Origin of the sequence: uncultured Winogradskyella sp. (assembly GCF_947501905.1) — a bacterium.
Taxonomy (GTDB): Bacteria; Bacteroidota; Bacteroidia; order Flavobacteriales; family Flavobacteriaceae; genus Winogradskyella.
On sequence record NZ_CANMXL010000002.1, the window covers coordinates 251,302 to 269,585 of the forward strand.

At 32.7% G+C, this 18,284-nt stretch carries 22 protein-coding genes; 11 read left to right on the plus strand and 11 right to left on the minus strand.

Translation table 11 applies throughout. The features are described 5' to 3' along the window. Window positions 1-78: 78 nt before the first annotated feature. Together Q0770_RS04805 and hemN are read right to left on the minus strand one after the other, a co-directional pair. Window positions 79-912 carry a universal stress protein gene (locus tag Q0770_RS04805; protein WP_299114591.1) on the minus strand — a complete coding sequence of 278 codons (834 nt, stop codon included), beginning with the start codon at window positions 910-912 and terminating at the stop codon, window positions 79-81. Window positions 913-942: 30 nt separating this feature from the next. Next, entirely contained in the window at window positions 943-2,307 is a 1,365-nt protein-coding gene (gene hemN, locus Q0770_RS04810) for an oxygen-independent coproporphyrinogen III oxidase (protein WP_299115349.1), read from the minus strand. A gap of 85 nt (window positions 2,308-2,392) precedes the next feature. Here hemN and Q0770_RS04815 point away from each other — a divergent pair, with 85 nt between their 5' ends. From Q0770_RS04815 to Q0770_RS04855, 9 genes are all read left to right on the plus strand, one after another. After that, window positions 2,393-2,881, plus strand: coding sequence for a YdeI/OmpD-associated family protein (locus Q0770_RS04815; RefSeq protein ID WP_299114593.1), 489 nt, complete (start codon window positions 2,393-2,395; stop codon window positions 2,879-2,881). Between the two features lie 58 nt (window positions 2,882-2,939). Further along, window positions 2,940-3,521, plus strand: a complete 582-nt coding sequence (locus Q0770_RS04820) for a superoxide dismutase family protein (RefSeq protein ID WP_299114595.1) — start codon at window positions 2,940-2,942, stop codon at window positions 3,519-3,521. Between the two features lie 86 nt (window positions 3,522-3,607). Then, window positions 3,608-4,138, plus strand: a complete 531-nt coding sequence (locus Q0770_RS04825) for an RNA polymerase sigma factor (RefSeq protein ID WP_299114597.1) — start codon at window positions 3,608-3,610, stop codon at window positions 4,136-4,138. Window position 4,139: 1 nt separating this feature from the next. Further along, window positions 4,140-4,928, plus strand: a complete 789-nt coding sequence (locus tag Q0770_RS04830) for an anti-sigma factor (RefSeq protein ID WP_299114599.1) — start codon at window positions 4,140-4,142, stop codon at window positions 4,926-4,928. Between the two features lie 236 nt (window positions 4,929-5,164). Continuing rightward, window positions 5,165-6,103 (plus strand): hypothetical protein, encoded by a 939-nt coding sequence (locus tag Q0770_RS04835; protein ID WP_299114601.1) that lies wholly within the window; start codon window positions 5,165-5,167, stop codon window positions 6,101-6,103. Between the two features lie 175 nt (window positions 6,104-6,278). Continuing rightward, window positions 6,279-6,782, plus strand: coding sequence for a hypothetical protein (locus Q0770_RS04840; protein WP_299114603.1), 504 nt, complete (start codon window positions 6,279-6,281; stop codon window positions 6,780-6,782). Window positions 6,783-7,094: 312 nt separating this feature from the next. Then, window positions 7,095-7,820, plus strand: a complete 726-nt coding sequence (locus Q0770_RS04845; protein WP_299114605.1) for a hypothetical protein — start codon at window positions 7,095-7,097, stop codon at window positions 7,818-7,820. Window positions 7,821-8,147: 327 nt separating this feature from the next. Then, a complete protein-coding gene (locus tag Q0770_RS04850) occupies window positions 8,148-8,450 on the plus strand; it encodes a hypothetical protein (RefSeq protein WP_299114607.1) in 303 nt (100 codons plus the stop codon). Window positions 8,451-8,756: 306 nt separating this feature from the next. Next, window positions 8,757-10,985, plus strand: a complete 2,229-nt coding sequence (locus Q0770_RS04855; RefSeq protein ID WP_299114609.1) for a SulP family inorganic anion transporter — start codon at window positions 8,757-8,759, stop codon at window positions 10,983-10,985. 186 nt (window positions 10,986-11,171) lie between these two features. On the opposite strand, the gene Q0770_RS04860 is transcribed toward Q0770_RS04855, so the two are convergent. From Q0770_RS04860 to Q0770_RS04875, 4 genes are all read right to left on the minus strand, one after another. Beyond that, entirely contained in the window at window positions 11,172-11,654 is a 483-nt protein-coding gene (locus Q0770_RS04860) for a hypothetical protein (protein ID WP_299114611.1), read from the minus strand. A gap of 4 nt (window positions 11,655-11,658) precedes the next feature. Next, on the minus strand, window positions 11,659-12,939 hold the full coding sequence (locus tag Q0770_RS04865) for a lipopolysaccharide assembly protein LapB (protein WP_306420458.1): 1,281 nt from the start codon (window positions 12,937-12,939) through the stop codon (window positions 11,659-11,661). A gap of 76 nt (window positions 12,940-13,015) precedes the next feature. Beyond that, a complete protein-coding gene (locus Q0770_RS04870; protein WP_299114613.1) occupies window positions 13,016-13,585 on the minus strand; it encodes a DUF4331 family protein in 570 nt (189 codons plus the stop codon). 17 nt (window positions 13,586-13,602) lie between these two features. Next, a complete protein-coding gene (locus Q0770_RS04875) occupies window positions 13,603-14,253 on the minus strand; it encodes a DUF4331 family protein (RefSeq protein WP_299114615.1) in 651 nt (216 codons plus the stop codon). Between the two features lie 143 nt (window positions 14,254-14,396). On the opposite strand from Q0770_RS04875, the gene Q0770_RS04880 reads away from it, so the two are divergent. Beyond that, a complete protein-coding gene (locus Q0770_RS04880; RefSeq protein WP_299114617.1) occupies window positions 14,397-15,569 on the plus strand; it encodes an LETM1-related biofilm-associated protein in 1,173 nt (390 codons plus the stop codon). Window positions 15,570-15,619: 50 nt separating this feature from the next. Beyond that, window positions 15,620-16,048: a DnaJ domain-containing protein gene (locus Q0770_RS04885; RefSeq protein ID WP_299114619.1), complete on the plus strand. Its 429-nt coding sequence runs from the start codon at window positions 15,620-15,622 to the stop codon at window positions 16,046-16,048. On the opposite strand, the gene Q0770_RS04890 is transcribed toward Q0770_RS04885, so the two are convergent. From Q0770_RS04890 to Q0770_RS04910, 5 genes are read right to left on the minus strand one after another with little or no spacing between them, the layout of a single operon-like run. After that, window positions 16,040-16,795 (minus strand): LytTR family DNA-binding domain-containing protein, encoded by a 756-nt coding sequence (locus tag Q0770_RS04890; RefSeq protein ID WP_299114621.1) that lies wholly within the window; start codon window positions 16,793-16,795, stop codon window positions 16,040-16,042. The two genes, Q0770_RS04885 and Q0770_RS04890, sit on opposite strands and share 9 nt — an antisense overlap. Continuing rightward, complete coding sequence (locus Q0770_RS04895; RefSeq protein ID WP_299114623.1) at window positions 16,795-17,265, minus strand: DUF2306 domain-containing protein; 471 nt, start codon at window positions 17,263-17,265, stop codon at window positions 16,795-16,797. Before Q0770_RS04895 ends, Q0770_RS04890 begins: the two co-directional genes overlap by 1 nt. Before the next feature lie 12 nt (window positions 17,266-17,277). Beyond that, the gene (locus Q0770_RS04900) at window positions 17,278-17,592 is read right to left on the minus strand and encodes a 2TM domain-containing protein (RefSeq protein WP_299114625.1); all 315 of its coding nucleotides are present in this window, start codon (window positions 17,590-17,592) and stop codon (window positions 17,278-17,280) included. Between the two features lie 2 nt (window positions 17,593-17,594). Then, on the minus strand, window positions 17,595-17,954 hold the full coding sequence (locus Q0770_RS04905) for a 2TM domain-containing protein (protein WP_299114627.1): 360 nt from the start codon (window positions 17,952-17,954) through the stop codon (window positions 17,595-17,597). 4 nt (window positions 17,955-17,958) lie between these two features. After that, a complete protein-coding gene (locus Q0770_RS04910) occupies window positions 17,959-18,282 on the minus strand; it encodes a 2TM domain-containing protein (protein ID WP_299114629.1) in 324 nt (107 codons plus the stop codon). Between the last annotated feature and the right edge of the window lie 2 nt (window positions 18,283-18,284).

Consider the following 18,284-nt stretch of genomic DNA (forward strand, 5'->3'; position numbering starts at 1 on the left):
AACATAAAAAAACGCCAAAATCTCTGATTTTTGGCGTTTTATAATAACCTTATTAATACTAACTAATATATATAAGAATTATATTTTAAATGTCATTACTGGTAGTGTGGAGTGGTTAGCAATATCTTCAGAAATACTACCTTCAAAAAAGTGTGCTAAACCTCTACGTCCATGAGTAGCAATCGCTACCAAATCTGCACCAATACTATTGGCAAAGTTTAAAATGCCTTTTTCTACCGAATAATCTGATACCACATAAACATTAGGATAATTATCTAAATTACCTTCTGCTTTTTTAAGAAATTTAGTGACCAACATATCTATTTCCGTACTACTTTTAAAGCTATTATCTGGTGTATTGACATAGAGAATGTGCATGTTAGCATCCAGCATATCGAAAGTGCTTTTTGCTCTTAGATAAGGTGCAATTGCATCTTCTGAAAAATCACTTGCAAAAATAGCAGTATCAAACTCCACTAAAATAGGATTGTGTTTTACAATCAAGACTGGAACATTAGAGTAGCGCACCACTCTTTCAGCATTAGAGCCTACCATAACCTCTTTTACACCACTAGCACCATGAGAACCCATCACTATAAGATTAATACCATGAGCATCAACTATTTCATTAATTTCTTTAAAAACCTTAAAGTGTTTTACTATTGGTGTAATTTCTATGCCTTCAAGGAATTTTCGGTCCAAAAAAGTGTTCATTTTCTTTTCTGCAAGTTTAAAGTAAAACACCCCAGCATCACTAAGAGAATCTCTACTCGAGGTATAAACCGCGCTAGATATTTCTAACATATGCAACACAAAAATCTCTGAATTGTGTTCTTTAGCGATAGCTGCTGCTGTTTCTAGGGCATATTCTGAATGCTCTGAAAAATCTATAGGCACTAGTATTTTTTTCATGATTAATAGTTTTAAGGTTACTAAATACAGTTATATCGTCATTGAAAATAACTGACTCTCTGGGCGTTTGCGTTGTAAAAGCAAGTCAAATGCCATACAAATATTTCTTATAAATGGTTTACCTGCTTTATTGACAACTAATCCTTTATCAGTAAAATTGAGTAGACCATCTGTTTCTAATTCTTTAAGTTTAATAAGCACTTCTGGTAATTCTGTAAATTGCAATTCTTCTTCTTTCCAAGATGTTTCAAAATGACACATTAGATTTAAAATGTGCTTTCTAATCTTTAGGTCTTCAGAATTAAGTATATGTCCTCTATACACAGGAAGGATATTTTCATCTAAAAGGTGATAATACGCCACGATGGATTTTACATTTTGAGCAAATCCGTACCAACTATCTCCTATCGAAGATACTCCCAACCCAATCATAACTTGAGTCTTAGAAGCGGTATAACCCATAAAATTTCTATGAAGTGTATTATTTTCTCTAGACTTGTAAAGTAAATCATTAGGTAATGCAAAGTGATCCATGCCTATTTCCATATAACCAACTTGTTGTAAAAATGCTTTACCTGTTTCGTATTGCTGACGCTTATCTTCCGCTTTTGGCAAATCTTCATCTTTAAAACCACGTTGACCATTACCTTTTATCCATGGTACATGAGCATAGCTATAAAAAGCAATACGATCGGGTTGTAATGCTTCAGTCTTTTTTATAGTCTGAATAACATCATCTTCGCTTTGAAATGGTAACCCAAAAATAATATCGTGTCCAACAGATGTATAACCGATTTTTCTTGCTAACTCTGTGACTCTTTTTACGTTCTCATATGGCTGAACTCTATTAATAGCCTTCTGGACTTTAAGATTATAATCCTGTACTCCAAAGCTCACACGCCTAAAGCCTAAACTGAATAACGTTTGTAAATGAGACTCTGTAGTATTATTTGGATGACCCTCAAAACTAAACTCATAATTTTCAGCTAATTGAGATGTAATTAACAACTCATCAATAAGGAATTTTATATTCTTTTCTGAAAAAAATGTAGGTGTTCCACCACCTAGGTGTAATTCTTTAATTTTTGGTTTTGCCCCCAAAATTTCTCCATATAAACTCCATTCTTTTAACAGTGCTTTTATATATGGTAGCTCTAATTCGTGACGTTTAGTAATTCGTTTGTGGCAACCACAAAATGTACATAAACTCTCGCAGAATGGTAAGTGTATGTATAGACTTATACCTTCAGTTGTATTACTTTCATTAAAAGATTGTTTTAATGAAGCCTCCCATTTTTTTTGAGAAAACGTATCTATATCCCAATAAGGAACCGTTGGATAACTTGTATACCTTGGACCCGCTACGTTATATTTATTAACTAATGATTTGCACATACCTATAAATTGATACTCAAAATTACTGGTATGACTTATCATAAAATATGATATTTGTCATATCTATGATCTAATGTTATACTTTATGATTAAAACTGAATCTTTCGAAGTCTCCTTGGCAGACAAACAGAGTGTTATTATTCCTAAAGAGTTTGCTGAACAATTTTATAAAGCCGATAAAAAACGAATAAAAGTAAAAGCCCTTTTCGAAGGAAAATCTATAGATTTTCATGCAGCACTTAAGCACGAAAAAACAGGTGTATTTAGAATTTATTTCAGCAGAGCAAAACAAAAAGAGCTTAATATATTTCCTAATGATTATTTTGAATTACAACTCTTCGAAGACAGGTCAAAATACGGCGTTGAACCCTGTGAAGAGTTTGAAGCTGTAATGCTTAGCGACTATGAAGCCTATACCATTTTCGAAAACTTTACACCCGGAAAAAAGCGAAGTATTATTTATGCCATAGGCAGATACAAATCCTCGCAAACCAGAATTGACAAATCCATTTTATTTACCAACAATATAAAACGAGGCGTTTCTGACCCTAAACTTTGGTTAAAAGAAAATTAGAGCATTTGCATAGCCCATACAATCTGCTTAACTTTACTTCTAACTAAAAAACCTAATAATGAAAAATGTAAAACTCATAGCATTTCTTTTCTCTATTACAATTATGGTCGCTTGTAAAAACGACAAAAAAACGGAAGAAGTAATAGAAGAAACGGAAGTTGAAGAAATAAAAACAGAGACGTCAGAAAAAAAGGAAATGACCATTACGCTTTCTCCAAAAAGTGAAAGTAATGTAGAAGGCACAGTGACTTTTAAACAAGATGGAGACCCAGTAATGATGATAGCAAAAATGACGGGCTTAACAGAAGGCACACATGCCATACACATACATCAAACTGCAGATTGTTCTTCAGCAGATGGAAAATCTACTGGAGGCCATTGGAACCCAACATCTCAACCACACGGAAAATGGGGAGATGCCGCTGGCTTTCATAAAGGAGATATTGGTAACTTTGAAGTAGGTGCTGATGGCACAGGAGAAGTCCAGTTTTCTACAGAACAATGGTGCATTGGCTGTGGTGATGAGACTAAAGACATCCTAGGAAAAGCTATTATAGTACATCAAGGTACGGACGATTTTACATCACAACCGTCAGGTGCTGCTGGCAAACGTGTGAGCTGTGCAGGAATTATAGAATAGTATTACAGAAAAGACATAACAAAAGCCATCATTTTAGTGATGGCTTTTGTATTTTTAGACTTATAAACCAAGACGAAAGTCTTTTTATGGATCATATAGACGCACTTGTAAAACAGTTTCAAGATAAGGACATAAAAGCCTTTGAAACCCTATACAAAATGTATAGCAATAGCATACATGGTGTAGTCTACAATATTGTAAAAGATACAGCTATTAGTGATGAGTTAATGCAAGATGTGTTTATAAAAGCTTGGAACAGTGCTGAGAGTTACAACTCTAGTAAAGGACGTTTTTTTACGTGGATACTTAATATTGCCAGAAATGCGGCAATAGATAAGACACGTTCTAAGGCGTTTAGGCAATCAAAACAAAACTTAGATGCTAGTTTTTTCGTAGATATTATTGCTGGTAATAGTAATTTAGACAATCAGACAGATGCCATAGGTATTAAAAAATTTGTAAATCAATTAGGTGAAAAATGTAAAGTACTAATTGAGTACCTTTATTTTAAAGGTTATACTCAAAAAGAAGTGGCAGAAACTTTAGACATACCCATTGGTACTGTAAAAACAAGAAATAGAAGCTGTATCCAAAAATTAAGGGATATCGTTTTATAATATGGATATTAAAGCATACATAGAATCTGGAATTTTAGAGCTGTACGTGGCTGGGCAACTTTCTGAAAAAGAAAATCAGGAGGTTTATCAACTCATGCAACAACATCCTGAGATACGCAAAGAAGTATTAGAGATTGAATCTGCTATTGTAAAACTAACGGGAGCAGTATCTTCTAATGCTGTAAAATTTGATGCTTTAAAAGATAAAATAACAGATACAAAAGTTATAGACCTAAAACCAAAAAAGAACAATTGGATAAGCTACTCTGGTTGGGCGGCATCGATTATTCTGGCGGCCGGATTATTGTGGACACTTAATAACAAAAGCCAATTAGAAGAAGACATAAAAACTGTTGCGACAGAAAAACAATATCTCGAAACTCAAATTGAAGACGCGCGTAACAATCTTGCAAAAACCAAAGATTTATTGGAAGCCATTAGAGCGAAAGACATTGTAACGGTTCCACTTGATGGACAAGGTAATTTTGACAGCTCCTATGCCAAAGTCTATTGGAATAAAAGTGATAATGCCATATATCTAGATGCACTAGGACTGCCTGATGCTCCAGAAGGCAAAGTATGGCAAGTTTGGTCATTAACACTTAATCCTTTAACACCAACGAGTTTGGGCACTATCGATGACTTTAATACCGATGACAATAAGATTTTTGCAATTGCCAATACCAACGAGAGCCAAGCCTTTGGTATTACACTTGAGCCAGAAGGCGGTAGCGAAACACCAACCATGGAGCAATTACATACACTTGGTATTGTAAATGCCACACCATAAAAACTCAAGATTTAGTTTTGGTATAGTAATAGCGGATAATGTATATCAGAACATAAATAATACAGGCATTTTGTATATCATTTGTATACAAATATAAGGATTTGATATACAAAATGCATGACTCTAAAAAATAGAAGACTTCTTGTATGGCAGGGTGTTGAAAGAATTTGCTATATTAGAAAAAAGAAACGTATATACAGACATATATACGAGTTCTACGCAATTTGACCAAACCAATGAATGTATATTTCGATTTAAACATTTTCGATAGAATAGAAAAGAAAGAAAATCTTTCTGAATCTGAAAATGAAATTTACACAGAATTGGAAAACTTAATTCTTAATAAACAAATAACTGTACCTTACTCAAATGCACATCTGAATGATTTATTTCGTGGATATCAAAAAAATCCAAACTACATAGATGGTCACTTAAATAACATTAAACGTTTAACAAACGATTTATGCATTTGCCAATACTGGAATAGAAAAGATGTCACTTGGCACTTTAGAGATATCAAAGAATTTTTCGAGAAAAAAAAAGACGAACGAGATTTTGAATCGAACTCTTTTGGCGAACTTTTCACAGATAATGGATTACCAAATTTATTGTTACCTATGAAACTTATTCCATTAGACGATAATTGGAAACTTGGCTATAAAGACCCAATGTTTGGTGTAATATATCCAAAATCAAAAATTGAAAACACAGCTTATTCCTTGATGGAAGATATCTATGATTTTCAATTAAGACTAAAATCTGATTATTCTTTGTACAAAAACTTTAAAGCATATTTAATCAAGAGTATCTCAAAATTGAAAAACAACAGAGAATATATGAAGTCAATTCGTGAAAACTTTAAAGATTTACCAAAACATTTGGACATTTTTGAAATTTCGGAATTATACGCACCTAAAGAAAACTCATTGAAAAACAGAAACTATTCAAAGGTTCTAGATGTATTCTATAAATACGACTTGAAAGGTTACAAAACTGATGGAAACTACAATAATATGTTTGATGATTCTTTACACACTTTCTATTCAGCTCATTGTGACTTTTTTGTTACTAATGACGATAGATGTAAATACAAAGCGGAAAAAACTTTTGAAAGATTAAAAATTAATACCGTAGTAATTAAAGCAAATGAATATAAACAAATAAAAACTGCGTAGAACAACGTGTATAGCTCATTGCGGCTGAATTCCTTAATCGGAATTCATTGCAATTTGCTATCTTTCGTTTACGGCGGAAAATCATAGCTGATTTTCCGCAACGAGCCATACACAACACCGTTGTGTGTCATACCCAAAAAACCGTGAAAACTGAATGAAATTAAAGAATATAAATTTGAATTTATCCTTTTTTGGAATATTAGTTCTTATGCTTTCTGTGTCTTGTAATAATGGAGATTATTTGCAAGAATTTGAGAATTACGATGAATTCAGCAAAGTTGAAAACCCAAGATTAACAGGTTGGTTTCCTGTCGAATTAATAAAATCTGACGCGCAGAATATAAAAAACATATCCTATTTAAGTACAAAATGTGTATTTGGAGTTTTTGATTACGAAAATGAGGAACTTTATAACTCAATCTTTGATAAAGAAAATCATATTGACAAAACCTACATTGGAATTTTCCACTCGCAAGTTGAATTAGTGAAAGATATCTTTCCTGAATGGTTTCCGAAAATAGAATACTGGAGGAATATAAACTCTGGAATAATACTTTTTGATAATTGTTATGCAGTAAAGGATTCGAATAAAAAGAAGATATATTATTTCCATCCAGAAGAAGAGAGTACTCAATTTAATGGGAAAATGTATCCTGGAATACGAAACACAATTAGATGAAAAAGTACGAACACACAACAATGTATAACCGCAATTGCGGCGGATTCGACTAAGTCCGAATCCACTCGGAATTGCTAAAGCCTGTGCTAAACCGAAAATTAACGCATATTAACCCGTAACTGACGGTTATACGAGACCGTTGGCAATAATTATGAAAACACGTTTTTCTCATACACTACATTTTTTTTAAATATTTTGGGACAAAAAGGCTCTATTAGTTGTGAAAATAGTCAGACTTAACAGAAATTAAAAAACCTATGTAGCACAAAACTATGGACTAGATTCGCTAAAGTGTAAATAAAAATAATATTAATGGAAGAAGAGACCATTGAACATAACGAACTTGTAAAGATGATATTTAAAGAATATTCATCATTGGTAAAAAGTAAAATCATCGCTCAATTTTTATCTAGTTTTAATTCTCAGAAAATAAAATTTAGAAGTGGATTACCTGTATTTGCAATATTACAGTCGTTTCCCAAACATGAATTCATCCTTAGAGATGGACAAGAGATGGACGACACAACTCCATGTGCTATTTGTTCAAATTACCCTAAAATTGATGTTGATTTAGAATTAGCTGAAGAATTTTATCAAGATTTAGGTGGATTAGTTGGTTTCCAATTAGAAGATTTTTGGTACTACCTTTCCGCAACAAATAAACTTGAAGAAGTAAATCCTACAAAAACTGACATTTCTATTTTTTCTGAAATTATTTTTATAATAAATAGTGCCAACGATGAGGATACCGTAAAAAAGAATGTTCAAAAGCAAATATCAAAAATAAAGGGATTTAAATCAGATGCAGAGCAAAGAAAATCCTTATTGGAAACATTAGGTTACTGCAGTATTCTTGAAACTAGTGAACACCAAGGCTTACTGAAAAAATATATAAACTTGGCTGTAGCACCTTCAAAAACCCATAGTTCAGATTGGTATTACCCTGTAGATTGGTGGTTAGGAAAAGACGGAATAAACAAAGACGCTTTTAAATTTTGGTTCGGTAATTATTCGGAATTGGAAAAATTCTGGAAGTAAAATAGTTTAATTTCAAAGAAATTGAATGCCGAAAATTTAGAAATATTGACCTCAATGTATAAAACTTTGAAAAGAGAGCTTGAAAAATAACTATTGCCAACATAACCTATAAACAATACGGGCTTCGGGCTTTATCCCAGGGTTTGTGTATTTTTATGAAGTTCGCAAAATCTGTTGGATTTTACTTTAAACAAGGAAAAGAAAAAAGAAAACCAAAAGATTTCGCTATGTTCTTAGCAGAAAGCAAACGCTAGTTTGCTCCCGTACTGTTTATAGCTAAACCGTTGTGTGCAATGCCCAAACAAAACTGCTGTAAATCACCTAATCATGTCAAAAATAATAATCAATAGAATTTCTGAATTTGAAAACCGAGCGAGAAAAATAAAACTCCAAATCGATGGGGAAATCTTAGGTGAAATAAAAAATGGTGAGGAATTAACCTTTGAAATCTCTCCAGGACATCATTACATACAGGCAAAAATTGATTGGTGTACATCAAATTTAATTGAGACTCATATTGAGGAGAATTCTAAAATTAAATTTGAATTAAGAAAAGGACTTGGGTCTGCGTTATATAGAACTACTTTTGGTTATGAGAAGTATTTGCAACTAATTCCTATCAATAGCTAACACTATTAATATCTTATTAGGCTTGAATTTCCTGTTAGGAATTTCAAGCCTTTTTATTATCTTTCGGTCACAACGGAAAATCCTTACTAATTTTCCACAACCAGCCATAGACAAAATCGCTAGGCATCATTAACACATAAAATAACTATTGTTTTAACACAAGTTCATGTTGCAAATCATTAATCTAAATTTAAACTTTCCAAAAGTAAAACTAGGTCATATATCACATGATTATGGTATGATTAAATGTATTGGCATATTTTATATTCAAAACCCAAATATTTAATAAGCCTAGATAGATCGTAAATGGAAGGTATACCAAAAAAAGGCTTTAAGGGCCTCATTGAAAATTGGCAAAGTGATTTAATTGCTGCAATAAGTGTTTCTCTTATTGCTTTACCGCTATCATTAGGTATTGCATTGGCAGCAGGTGCACCTGCAATGTCAGGCATCATTTCGGCAATTATTGGCGGCGTGGTTACAACACTATATCGAGGCGGTCATATATCGGTCAACGGACCAGCCAAAGGCGTTATCGGGGTCATCCTTTTGGGTATTGCATTAATGGATGATGGTTCTGGCCAAGCCTTTAACTATGTATTGGCGGCAGTAGTTGTTTCGGGTGCTCTCCAAATGTTATTAGGGCTATTGAAATTGGGTCGATTAGCAGATATTTTCCATTCTTCCGTAATTCACGGGATTTTGGCAGCCATCGGAATCATCATATTTGCAAAACAAATTCATGTGGCTATGGGTACGCATTCCGATAGTCCGAGCATAGTGCAAAACCTTATAGATGCAGTTGTATACTTACCTCAAGCCAATCCCTTTGTAGTGGTTATTGCCTTGTCAGGCTTGCTTTTATTACTGTTTCATTCCAAAATCAGTAACCGATTTTTCCATTTGCTACCTGCACCAATGTGGGTTATAGCACTTTCAATTCCATTTGTTTATGCCTTTAATTTTTTTGACGAGCATACACTCTCGTTCTTCGGAAAAGCATATGAGATAGGACCTCAGCTATTATTGGATATTCCCGATACAATTATGGATTCCATTATGCATCCTAACTTTAGTAAAATTAATACTATTGAATTCTGGACAACGGTGTTCTCTATGCTAATTATTACAAGTATAGAATCCTTAGCCATTGCAAAAGCAGTTGATAAAATTGATCCTTATAAACGAAAGACAGATTTAAATAAGGATTTAACAGGTATTGGATTGAGTACCATAGTAGCAGGTATGATTGGAGGCATACCAATTATTGCTGTGATTATTAGAAGTACGGTTAATATCCACAATGGCGCGAAGACAAAATGGTCTAATATGTATCAAGGTCTTTTGCTGCTCCTTTTTATTGTGGTATTAAGCCCGATAATGAGGCAAGTACCCTTATGTGCCTTTGCTATTTTACTTGTTTACACTGGGTTTAAATTGGCATCCCCAGCGGTTTTTAAGCAAATTTATAGCCAAGGAACTGAGCAGCTCATATTCTTTGTTGCAACGATGATTTTTACCCTTTATACAAATTTATTAATTGGTTTAATTGGTGGATTATTATTAGCACTGATTACCCATATGTTATTGGCGAAGCTATCCATTCCTCAATTTTTTAAAATGGTGTATAATCCACGAACAAAAGTGGTGAAACGACCTGATGGTACATTCGATTTAAAGATTAGAGGAATTGCAAATTTTTTAGGAATTATAAAAGTCGACAAATTGGTGGCCCAGATTCCTTCTGGAGCAGACGTCAATATTGATTTATCAGAAACAAGATTGGTAGGTATAACTTATATGGACTACCTCGTGGAATATTTAAAGACGCAAAGAGCTACAGGCGGTAATGTCTTTATATCTGGATTGGACTCACATGTTTCATCATCTACGTATAATAGGGCTTTAAAAATTAGTTTAACCAGTTCTTCTGCTAAATTATCACCACGGCAAAAACGATTACGGAATTTAGCCACTGAGAAAAGTTATCAATATACGAGTCAAGTAGATTGGAATACAATTTACCTAAAGAAATTCCACTTTTTTGAAATTAGACCTATTGAGCGTAAATATAATTGCCTCAAAGGAACATTTGAAGGCTTGGACGCATCCTGGGAAATTGCGGATGTCACATTTAATGAAGGCCAAGCTTTTACAGCAGAGACGTTTAACACGACACTAATGGTCTTGAAATTGAATAGAAAAATACCCGTTTTTACCATGGAAAAAGAAGGGGTATTAGAAAAAATATTTGATCGTATGATGGCATTTACGGGCTATAAAGACATTGATTTTAAGATGTATCCCGATTTTTCTAAAAAATTCCTGCTTATGGGGAATAATGAAGTAGAGATTAGGGAGTTTTTTACAGATGAAATCATTCGTTTTTTCGAGAATCATCAGATTTACCATATAGAAAGTAATGGCGAGGCGCTAGTTATTTTTGATAAAATAAAACTAGCAAGGACAGATGAAACCATTGCATTTATAGATTATGGTGCAGCATTAGCCACACTTTTAGATGTAACCGATTAGGATAAAGAAATTAAGCACCTATTGTAGCTCAGAACACCTAGAATTTAGATAAAAACACCCACTATTTCTAGCAGGTGTTTCAACTAACAAAACTCAAAAAACAGCATTTAAATAATGCTTGTAATTCCCTTGAAATCACGATTGTTAGTTTTCAAATCAATCAACCAAAAAAACTTTTCTTTTTCATTAAAAATTAAATGTTATTGATAGTAAAGCCAGAGCATCTGCTTCTTGGCTGTAATAAAGCGTCTGCTGTATGTTATTAATGACTTCGACATTGGGCTCTATAGCAAAATTTGTATTACTAAAATTCAATATATTTTCAAGAGATAAGCCAAAACTAAAGTCACCAACATTATAGCTAAAACCAAAATCTAAATAGTAAAACCCATTATAGTCATAACTAGAATCCTCGTAAGGCAGCTCTTCTTCTATTCTTGCGGCAAAACCTACTGACACTTTATTATTAGTATAGTTTAATAATTGCGCAGTAAAGGCATCACTACCAATTGCAAAAGTTGAAAATAATGGTGCTTCAAATTCTTGATTAATAATGTTTAAATCAAAGGTTTCATCAACTTCAACTAAGCTAAATTCTTTCAATTCTTGCGAAAATACCTGGCCTAAACAAAGGCTAAAGAATAGCGATATATAAACTCTGACTTTCACCTTTTTAAAGCTTTAAAATCTTTTCTTCCATCGTCGGGCCTAACTCATAAATACTCGCTAATAACTCTTCTTTTAGTGGAGAGACTTTATCTGTTTTACCAATAGCTTTGTATATTTCTGCCATATGATACAAAACATCAGGCTCGCTAGTCTTACCAGAAATATGTTTGTCTACAATAGTGTTAGCCTCTTCTAAATTTCCGTTTTTAAAGTAGCTCCAAGCCAACAAATCATAACTCTGAGCTGTAGGTCTATTTTTCACTTCTTGCATTGCTATTTCAATAGCTCTTTCAGGTTGTAGCATATCTTCTGCATAAAGCAACGCATTGTATTTGTTATACATATTACCATACAATCTGTTTTTGCTTTCAGACATGTATGTTTTGTAGGCATTTTGTTTTAATTCTTCATTACCAATGAATTCAGCAATCTCCGCCTTAAATAAGTTATAATCTGGCGCGTTGTAATAAGAGGTAATATGATTTAATAGGGTCAATGCTGCTTCAGGATTCTTTTCATAAGAATAAACAATCCAAGCAATCCCTTTTTTGGCGTACGCATCATTAGGGTTTAACTCAAGCGCTTTTATATAATAATGATACGATAAATCTATTTTGCCAGCATGACCATAAAAGTCAGCCAAGTTAGTATATGACCACTGTTTTAGAGATTTTGTGTTACTAGATTCTGAAATTTTAGTAGCACGTTCCATATAAGTAATGGCACCATCTAAATTGCCATTGTGGTCTTCCCATTTGGACAAGCGGATTAGGTAATCAAAATCTGAAAAATTCTTAATCTTATTAAGATACTCTTCTGCTTCAGTAATATTGCCTAATTCTAGATTTACATCAAAAAGCATTTTTTGTGTTCCTCTAAGTTTTTCACCTAAAACTTCAGCTTTCTTAAGAAGATTAAGGGCTTCTTTAAACCTATGCTGAGAAATATAATTATGCGCTAAAGCTTTTAAGCATCCTGAAGTATTATAATTTGTTAACGTATTAGCGTTAACTAAATCTTTTTCGGCATCTATTAAATAGTCTATTTTTCCTGTAGCACTAAATAAATTGGTATTGGCATTAGCACGCTTAACCATATATAGGTATTCATTGGGAGCTTTTTCTAATTTGTTTGTCCAGAAAATAATATCTTCTTTAGCTACAGAATTATCTTCATTTTGAATTAAAAACGCTTGATAATCTTTAATATCTGTCACTTTTTTTGAATCACAGCTGTAAAAAGCTATAAAAAGTAGTAGTGTAAGTAATCTATATGTTGACATCATAATTTATTGTTTTGAGTTTTTTTTGAAATACAATTCTGAAGTGAGCTATAGACTCACCTCAGAATTTATAAGTCATCTACCAAGGTGTTGCTAAATATGGAAAGCTTGATAAAAATGCTTTATCATTGGCATTGACATTGTCATCTGATAATCCAGGGTTTTCAGAGTTAGTTAAACCTGTTTCTCCACCAAAAATTAAAATTAATTCTACCGTAATGACATCATCAGCTAAGGCTCTCCCCGTTAATACATTTGTACCATCAAAGAATGTGGTTGTACCATCTAAAGACACATTTAAAACATCTGTTGCAAGTAATCCAGAGAATTGTGCAGACGTTAATCCTAAGGCATTAGCATCTCCAGGATTTGTATACGCTGGACTTAATCCTTCTAAGTTATTCTGAAACATCATCTGAAATGCAGAACTCTGCTGTGATGGTGTTGTTACATTAAAGCTATCCTTACTGCCTGAAGACACAAATACTGTCCCAACTGCTGGCCTAGCCATCTGATCTTCTTGCATATAAGTTCCTGTAAAATCTGGACCTGTTGGTAGAGTGATATTATCATCATCATTACTACAATTAAAAGTCACTAATGCTATTGTGATTGCTAAAGCAAATAATTTTATTCTATTAAATTTCATGATTTTAGTTTTTGAGATTATTGTCTTCTTTTAGATTCTACCCAAGTATTTATTGTTCCTGACCCTCCGACAAGAGATTTAGGTACTTCTACTACTATTGACAGAACATTAGTACCTGCAAACGAGTCATTACCAGGATTGTTAAAACTTGTCGCCATGCCATCGATTATTGCATTATACTGACCCGAGTCGAAGAAAAAAGGATCATCTCTTGGTCCAGCAAAAAATTGCATACCGTTTTCAGTCGCAGTAATTGCATTTTGTCCATAGGCAGTAATATCTACTGAACCAGCTTCATCATTAGTTAAGATGGTACTATTAAGCCCTGTTTGCAATGGTGCTGCGGGACCAAAGAAGTACATTACACCGTCTCTTGGAGTTGCTTGGATAACTAAGTCTTCAACATTATCATTATTAGTATCAATGTTAAATTCTATAAGTGTGCTCTCATCAAATGTTGCATTTGCTGTCGAGCTAGGACTTAGTAAACCTTGAACATTGGCTACCAATACTAAGTTTGACGTATTCTGACCTTGAAAGGCATAAAAATCTGTGATATCATTTGTACCACCAGTAACTGCGGGCGCATCTATATGATCTGCCGCAATAGCAACAATACTGGAAATACCAATAATAGCCGCTGTAATTAAAAATTTTGTTTTTTTCATAATAATGAGATTTTGTTAATTTATTTGTTCTCTGGTCTACCTACGAAAAAATGAATAGGTGGGTTTTATTTTATTTTGAAAAAAATTTTAGGACTTAAAAAATTAGGAGATAAAAACTATCTTTAACCTTTAATAACTGGTATATGAATCCTTCTGCTTCTGGCTGGATAAAAAAATTACTAACCGTACTTCCTGATAGTTCTGTTTTAGGACAGGATAGATATGGTTTTTACAATAGACTCAAGGAAACAGGTTTTATTTATGGTAGTAATGTTAGCTGCTTATGTGGTTTGGTCAAGGATGAGGATTTTAATGAAGAAGAACGCTGCAAGGTGAACTTAGTAACTGCTTTCTATTACATACATGATTTAGAAAACAGCCAAAAAAATTTCATAGAAAGTATTGTAGACTATTATAAGGTAACTGACGAGCATAAACGCTCTTTTTTATCTGGACTTTTTGGTGAACCCGATAAAGACAAACTGCTTGAGCAGATTATTCATAAGCGTATACATATTGATGATAATATCATTACAAAGAATTTTAATTACTTTTTAATTAATGCCTTTTTATTTATAGACATTATAGGCTATCATCATTACCTTACCACTACTGATAGTACAAAGGCTTATATCACAAATTTTGAATCTGCACTTGAGAATATTGTGTTTACAGTTTTAGATTCTAAAACCGATAAAACAGAATATGATTATAACTTAGTAAAGCTTTTTGAAGCCTCATTAGGTCATAAAAATTCTAAACGAGATAATTGTGAAGACATTGCCAAAACCATAACAGAACCTCTAGAAAAACTCTATATTATTGATACGGTTTGTATGGCCTCTTGGAGTGATAAACAAATTGACAAGGCGGAATACCTTTACCTCAATAAGCTAAGAACAGATTTAGATATTGACACAAATGTACTTATAAAATCTGTAGATGACATCAATCTATTTTATGAGAAAAATAAAGACAAAATTGCGTTTTTAAGTGCTAAAAACTTAGCGCAAAGTTTTTATGATAATAGTAGCAGTATTGTAACCAGACTTATAAAACGAAATAGTAAGCGTTTACTAAAAGAACTATCGCAGAGTAAAGAAGCCATGCTATTACTTACGCAATCTACAACCAGAAACCTTACAGATGAAGAGCAAAAGAAAATTCAGAATCAGTTGCTTGACATTTTTAAGTCTATTCCTAGCTTAGCCATATTTATGTTACCTGGAGGTATGTTATTGTTACCACTTTTTGTGAAATTTATTCCTAAATTATTACCATCTGCTTTTGATGAAAATCGTATTGAAGAAGATTAGGTTGTAACATTTTATTAGAATTTGTGACTTACAAATAAAGCCTTCTAAAAATGATAACTGACTACTACTCTATTCTTGATATAGAAAAGAATGCCGATATAGAAACCATTAAAAAAGCATTTAGAACTCAAATTGCTTTATATCATCCTGAAAATAACAAATCACCTGAAGCCAAAGAGAAGTTTGATATCCTTATTGAAGCTTTCAACGTGCTTTCTGATGAAAAAAAGCGCAAAGAATACGATATTATATTAGAAAAAAGTTTTTCTAATAAACCTATGGTGATTACTCCAAAAGAAGAAAAAACCTATACAGATTGGAAAAAAGAAGCCAAAAGGAAATCCAAAAGATCTTGGGAATCTGATTTAACAGATTTATTGCTTCTAGATTTATTTTTTGACGTAGGCATGTTTGGTATGTTTGATGACTTTGGAGATATTATTGGGGATACTATCGGAGATGTTTTCGATTTATTCTAACCAATTTTTAAAGTCTTTTACACGTTCTCTTGCCACAATAACATCTTGCTCATTATAGGTGTTTAATTTTATTTGTAGTCTTGAATTGGTATAGCTTACCATATCTTTTATAGCATTGACATTGACATAAAACTTTCGGCTAATACGAAAGAACACATGTGGCTCCAATTCATTTTCGAGTTGGTCTAATGTAGAATCTAAAAGATAGTTTCTTCCTTCTTTAGTATAGGCATAAGTTCCTTTGTTTTCGCTATAAACACATTCAATATCTTCGATATTAATCAACTTTAAATGCTGCCCAACTTTTACCGAAAAACGCTTTTTGTATTCGCGTTCAATAGGATTGACTAAGAGATTCTTTATATCATTAAAATCAAGTGTTACTGCTTGTTTTTGTGGTGCTCTATTTTTGAACTTTTCTACTGCAGTTTTTAAGTCATCGTCATCTATTGGTTTTAATAGGTAATCAATGCTATTTAGCTTAAAAGCCTGTAGTGCATACTCATCATAAGCAGTTGTAAAAATGACCGCAGATTTTATATCTACAGCATCAAAAATCTCAAAAGATAAGCCGTCACTTAATTGAATATCTAAGAAAATTAAATCTGGGTGTGTATTATTTTGAAACCATTCTACAGCTTCTTCAACAGAATGCAGCATCGTTTCTGCATTAATATCAATAGCGCTTAGCATACGCTGCAAGCGTCTTGCTGATGGTTTTTCGTCTTCAATGATTATAACATTCATTACTTAAGCTTTAATTTTTTTGCTTCTCTATTTATTATTCTACTGCCTATATATCCTGTAATTCCGGTAGCTAGGGCTACCATCCACCAAAAATCTGCCATATTATTTACAAAACGAGTTCCAACTTCTGCCCAAAAGGCACAGTACAAACCAACAACTGACCAACTCATAAAATAAAAATGGTATTGAAACCAATTTTTAACTCTACGAATAGTAGGTATAATTGCTCCTAAAACAGTAGCTAAACTAGCTATTGCAAAAAAGTGGAACAAACTAAATCCTCCAAAATTGACAATAAAAAAAGAACTAATATTTAGCAATAACATTGATGTTACATAAACATAACCCGTACGCTTATGAAACATTGTTCCTTTTTTGTTTAATAGAACTATTGTTCCGGATAGCATTGCCAGTATAGAGGTTATAAAATGGAACCAACCTATATTACTATCTATAATATCTACAAACATAATCGCTAATTATTACTCCCAAGTTTTATGATTTTCACCCATGAATTCTTGCATCTTTTTCTCTTCCCATTTTTTATTGAAAACACTACGGCCTTTAAAAACCTTTATAGCATTAAGGACAACAAAAAATCCCCAAATAACAATGGTAGAATAGTTTACAGCTAAAATTGTATTTGTATATGGCGTATCTTCAATAATTATAAGATTCCAAATAACACAGGCAACCACAACTAAATAGCCTGCTAAATGAATGTAAAACCATTTGAGTTTGGATACCTTTTTTTTGGCTTCTATATAAAATAATTCTTCTTGTTCTTTGCTATTCATGACTACTCAAATTTTCTATCCTTTTCGCGTTCTTTATCCATAAATTCTTGGATTTTACGTTGCTCCCAATTATTACCTAAAATAAAATTGAAACCAAATACACCAATAAAATGAAACAGCAATCCAATACCCCAAAAGAAGGCTGTTGCATAAGGTCCAAATCCTCTAAATCCACTACCAGAATTTAAGCCAATAAGTAAGATTAAAAAGATATTAACTACTACATATGATGCTAAATGCCAATAAAATCCTGTAATAGCTTCTACACGTTTTTTTGCTCTTAGATAAGCTTCTTCTTTTCTATAATCTCTATCTTGATGAGATTGATTGTCTTTATATGGTTCTATACTATACTTTTCCATAATACTATTTTTTTGAATTTAATTCTTCCTGCATATACTTTTCAATTTTTCGCTCTTCCCAATCGTAACCTAATAATGATGGCAAAACAAATACGGTGAATGCATGTATAACTAGTATAATGCCCCAGATTATCCAAGAACTTAAAGTACTGAAGCTTAACAAATCTGCTTGAAAGGCATCCCAGCTATCTAAATTATTAGACACTTTAAATCCTGTAATTACGCTATTTATAATAAAGTAAATACCCAAATGCGTGTAAAACTTCTTTAGCTTTTCAACGCGACTTTTAGCTCGTTGCAATTTTGAAATTGAATCTTGATGTTTCATAA

Coding starts and splice junctions, on each gene's coding strand:
- Q0770_RS04835 (WP_299114601.1), top strand. CDS start 5,165: ATGAATGTATATTTCGATTTAAACATTTTCGATAGAATAGAAAAGAAA.
- hemN (WP_299115349.1), bottom strand. CDS start 2,307: ATGTGCAAATCATTAGTTAATAAATATAACGTAGCGGGTCCAAGGTAT.
- Q0770_RS04825 (WP_299114597.1), top strand. CDS start 3,608: ATGGATCATATAGACGCACTTGTAAAACAGTTTCAAGATAAGGACATA.
- Q0770_RS04880 (WP_299114617.1), top strand. CDS start 14,397: ATGAATCCTTCTGCTTCTGGCTGGATAAAAAAATTACTAACCGTACTT.
- Q0770_RS04905 (WP_299114627.1), bottom strand. CDS start 17,954: ATGGAAAAGTATAGTATAGAACCATATAAAGACAATCAATCTCATCAA.
- Q0770_RS04805 (WP_299114591.1), bottom strand. CDS start 912: ATGAAAAAAATACTAGTGCCTATAGATTTTTCAGAGCATTCAGAATAT.
- Q0770_RS04830 (WP_299114599.1), top strand. CDS start 4,140: ATGGATATTAAAGCATACATAGAATCTGGAATTTTAGAGCTGTACGTG.
- Q0770_RS04910 (WP_299114629.1), bottom strand. CDS start 18,282: ATGAAACATCAAGATTCAATTTCAAAATTGCAACGAGCTAAAAGTCGC.
- Q0770_RS04900 (WP_299114625.1), bottom strand. CDS start 17,592: ATGAATAGCAAAGAACAAGAAGAATTATTTTATATAGAAGCCAAAAAA.
- Q0770_RS04870 (WP_299114613.1), bottom strand. CDS start 13,585: ATGAAATTTAATAGAATAAAATTATTTGCTTTAGCAATCACAATAGCA.
- Q0770_RS04815 (WP_299114593.1), top strand. CDS start 2,393: ATGATTAAAACTGAATCTTTCGAAGTCTCCTTGGCAGACAAACAGAGT.
- Q0770_RS04865 (WP_306420458.1), bottom strand. CDS start 12,939: ATGATGTCAACATATAGATTACTTACACTACTACTTTTTATAGCTTTT.
- Q0770_RS04845 (WP_299114605.1), top strand. CDS start 7,095: ATGGAAGAAGAGACCATTGAACATAACGAACTTGTAAAGATGATATTT.
- Q0770_RS04885 (WP_299114619.1), top strand. CDS start 15,620: ATGATAACTGACTACTACTCTATTCTTGATATAGAAAAGAATGCCGAT.
- Q0770_RS04855 (WP_299114609.1), top strand. CDS start 8,757: ATGGAAGGTATACCAAAAAAAGGCTTTAAGGGCCTCATTGAAAATTGG.
- Q0770_RS04850 (WP_299114607.1), top strand. CDS start 8,148: ATGTCAAAAATAATAATCAATAGAATTTCTGAATTTGAAAACCGAGCG.
- Q0770_RS04875 (WP_299114615.1), bottom strand. CDS start 14,253: ATGAAAAAAACAAAATTTTTAATTACAGCGGCTATTATTGGTATTTCC.
- Q0770_RS04895 (WP_299114623.1), bottom strand. CDS start 17,265: ATGTTTGTAGATATTATAGATAGTAATATAGGTTGGTTCCATTTTATA.
- Q0770_RS04820 (WP_299114595.1), top strand. CDS start 2,940: ATGAAAAATGTAAAACTCATAGCATTTCTTTTCTCTATTACAATTATG.
- Q0770_RS04890 (WP_299114621.1), bottom strand. CDS start 16,795: ATGAATGTTATAATCATTGAAGACGAAAAACCATCAGCAAGACGCTTG.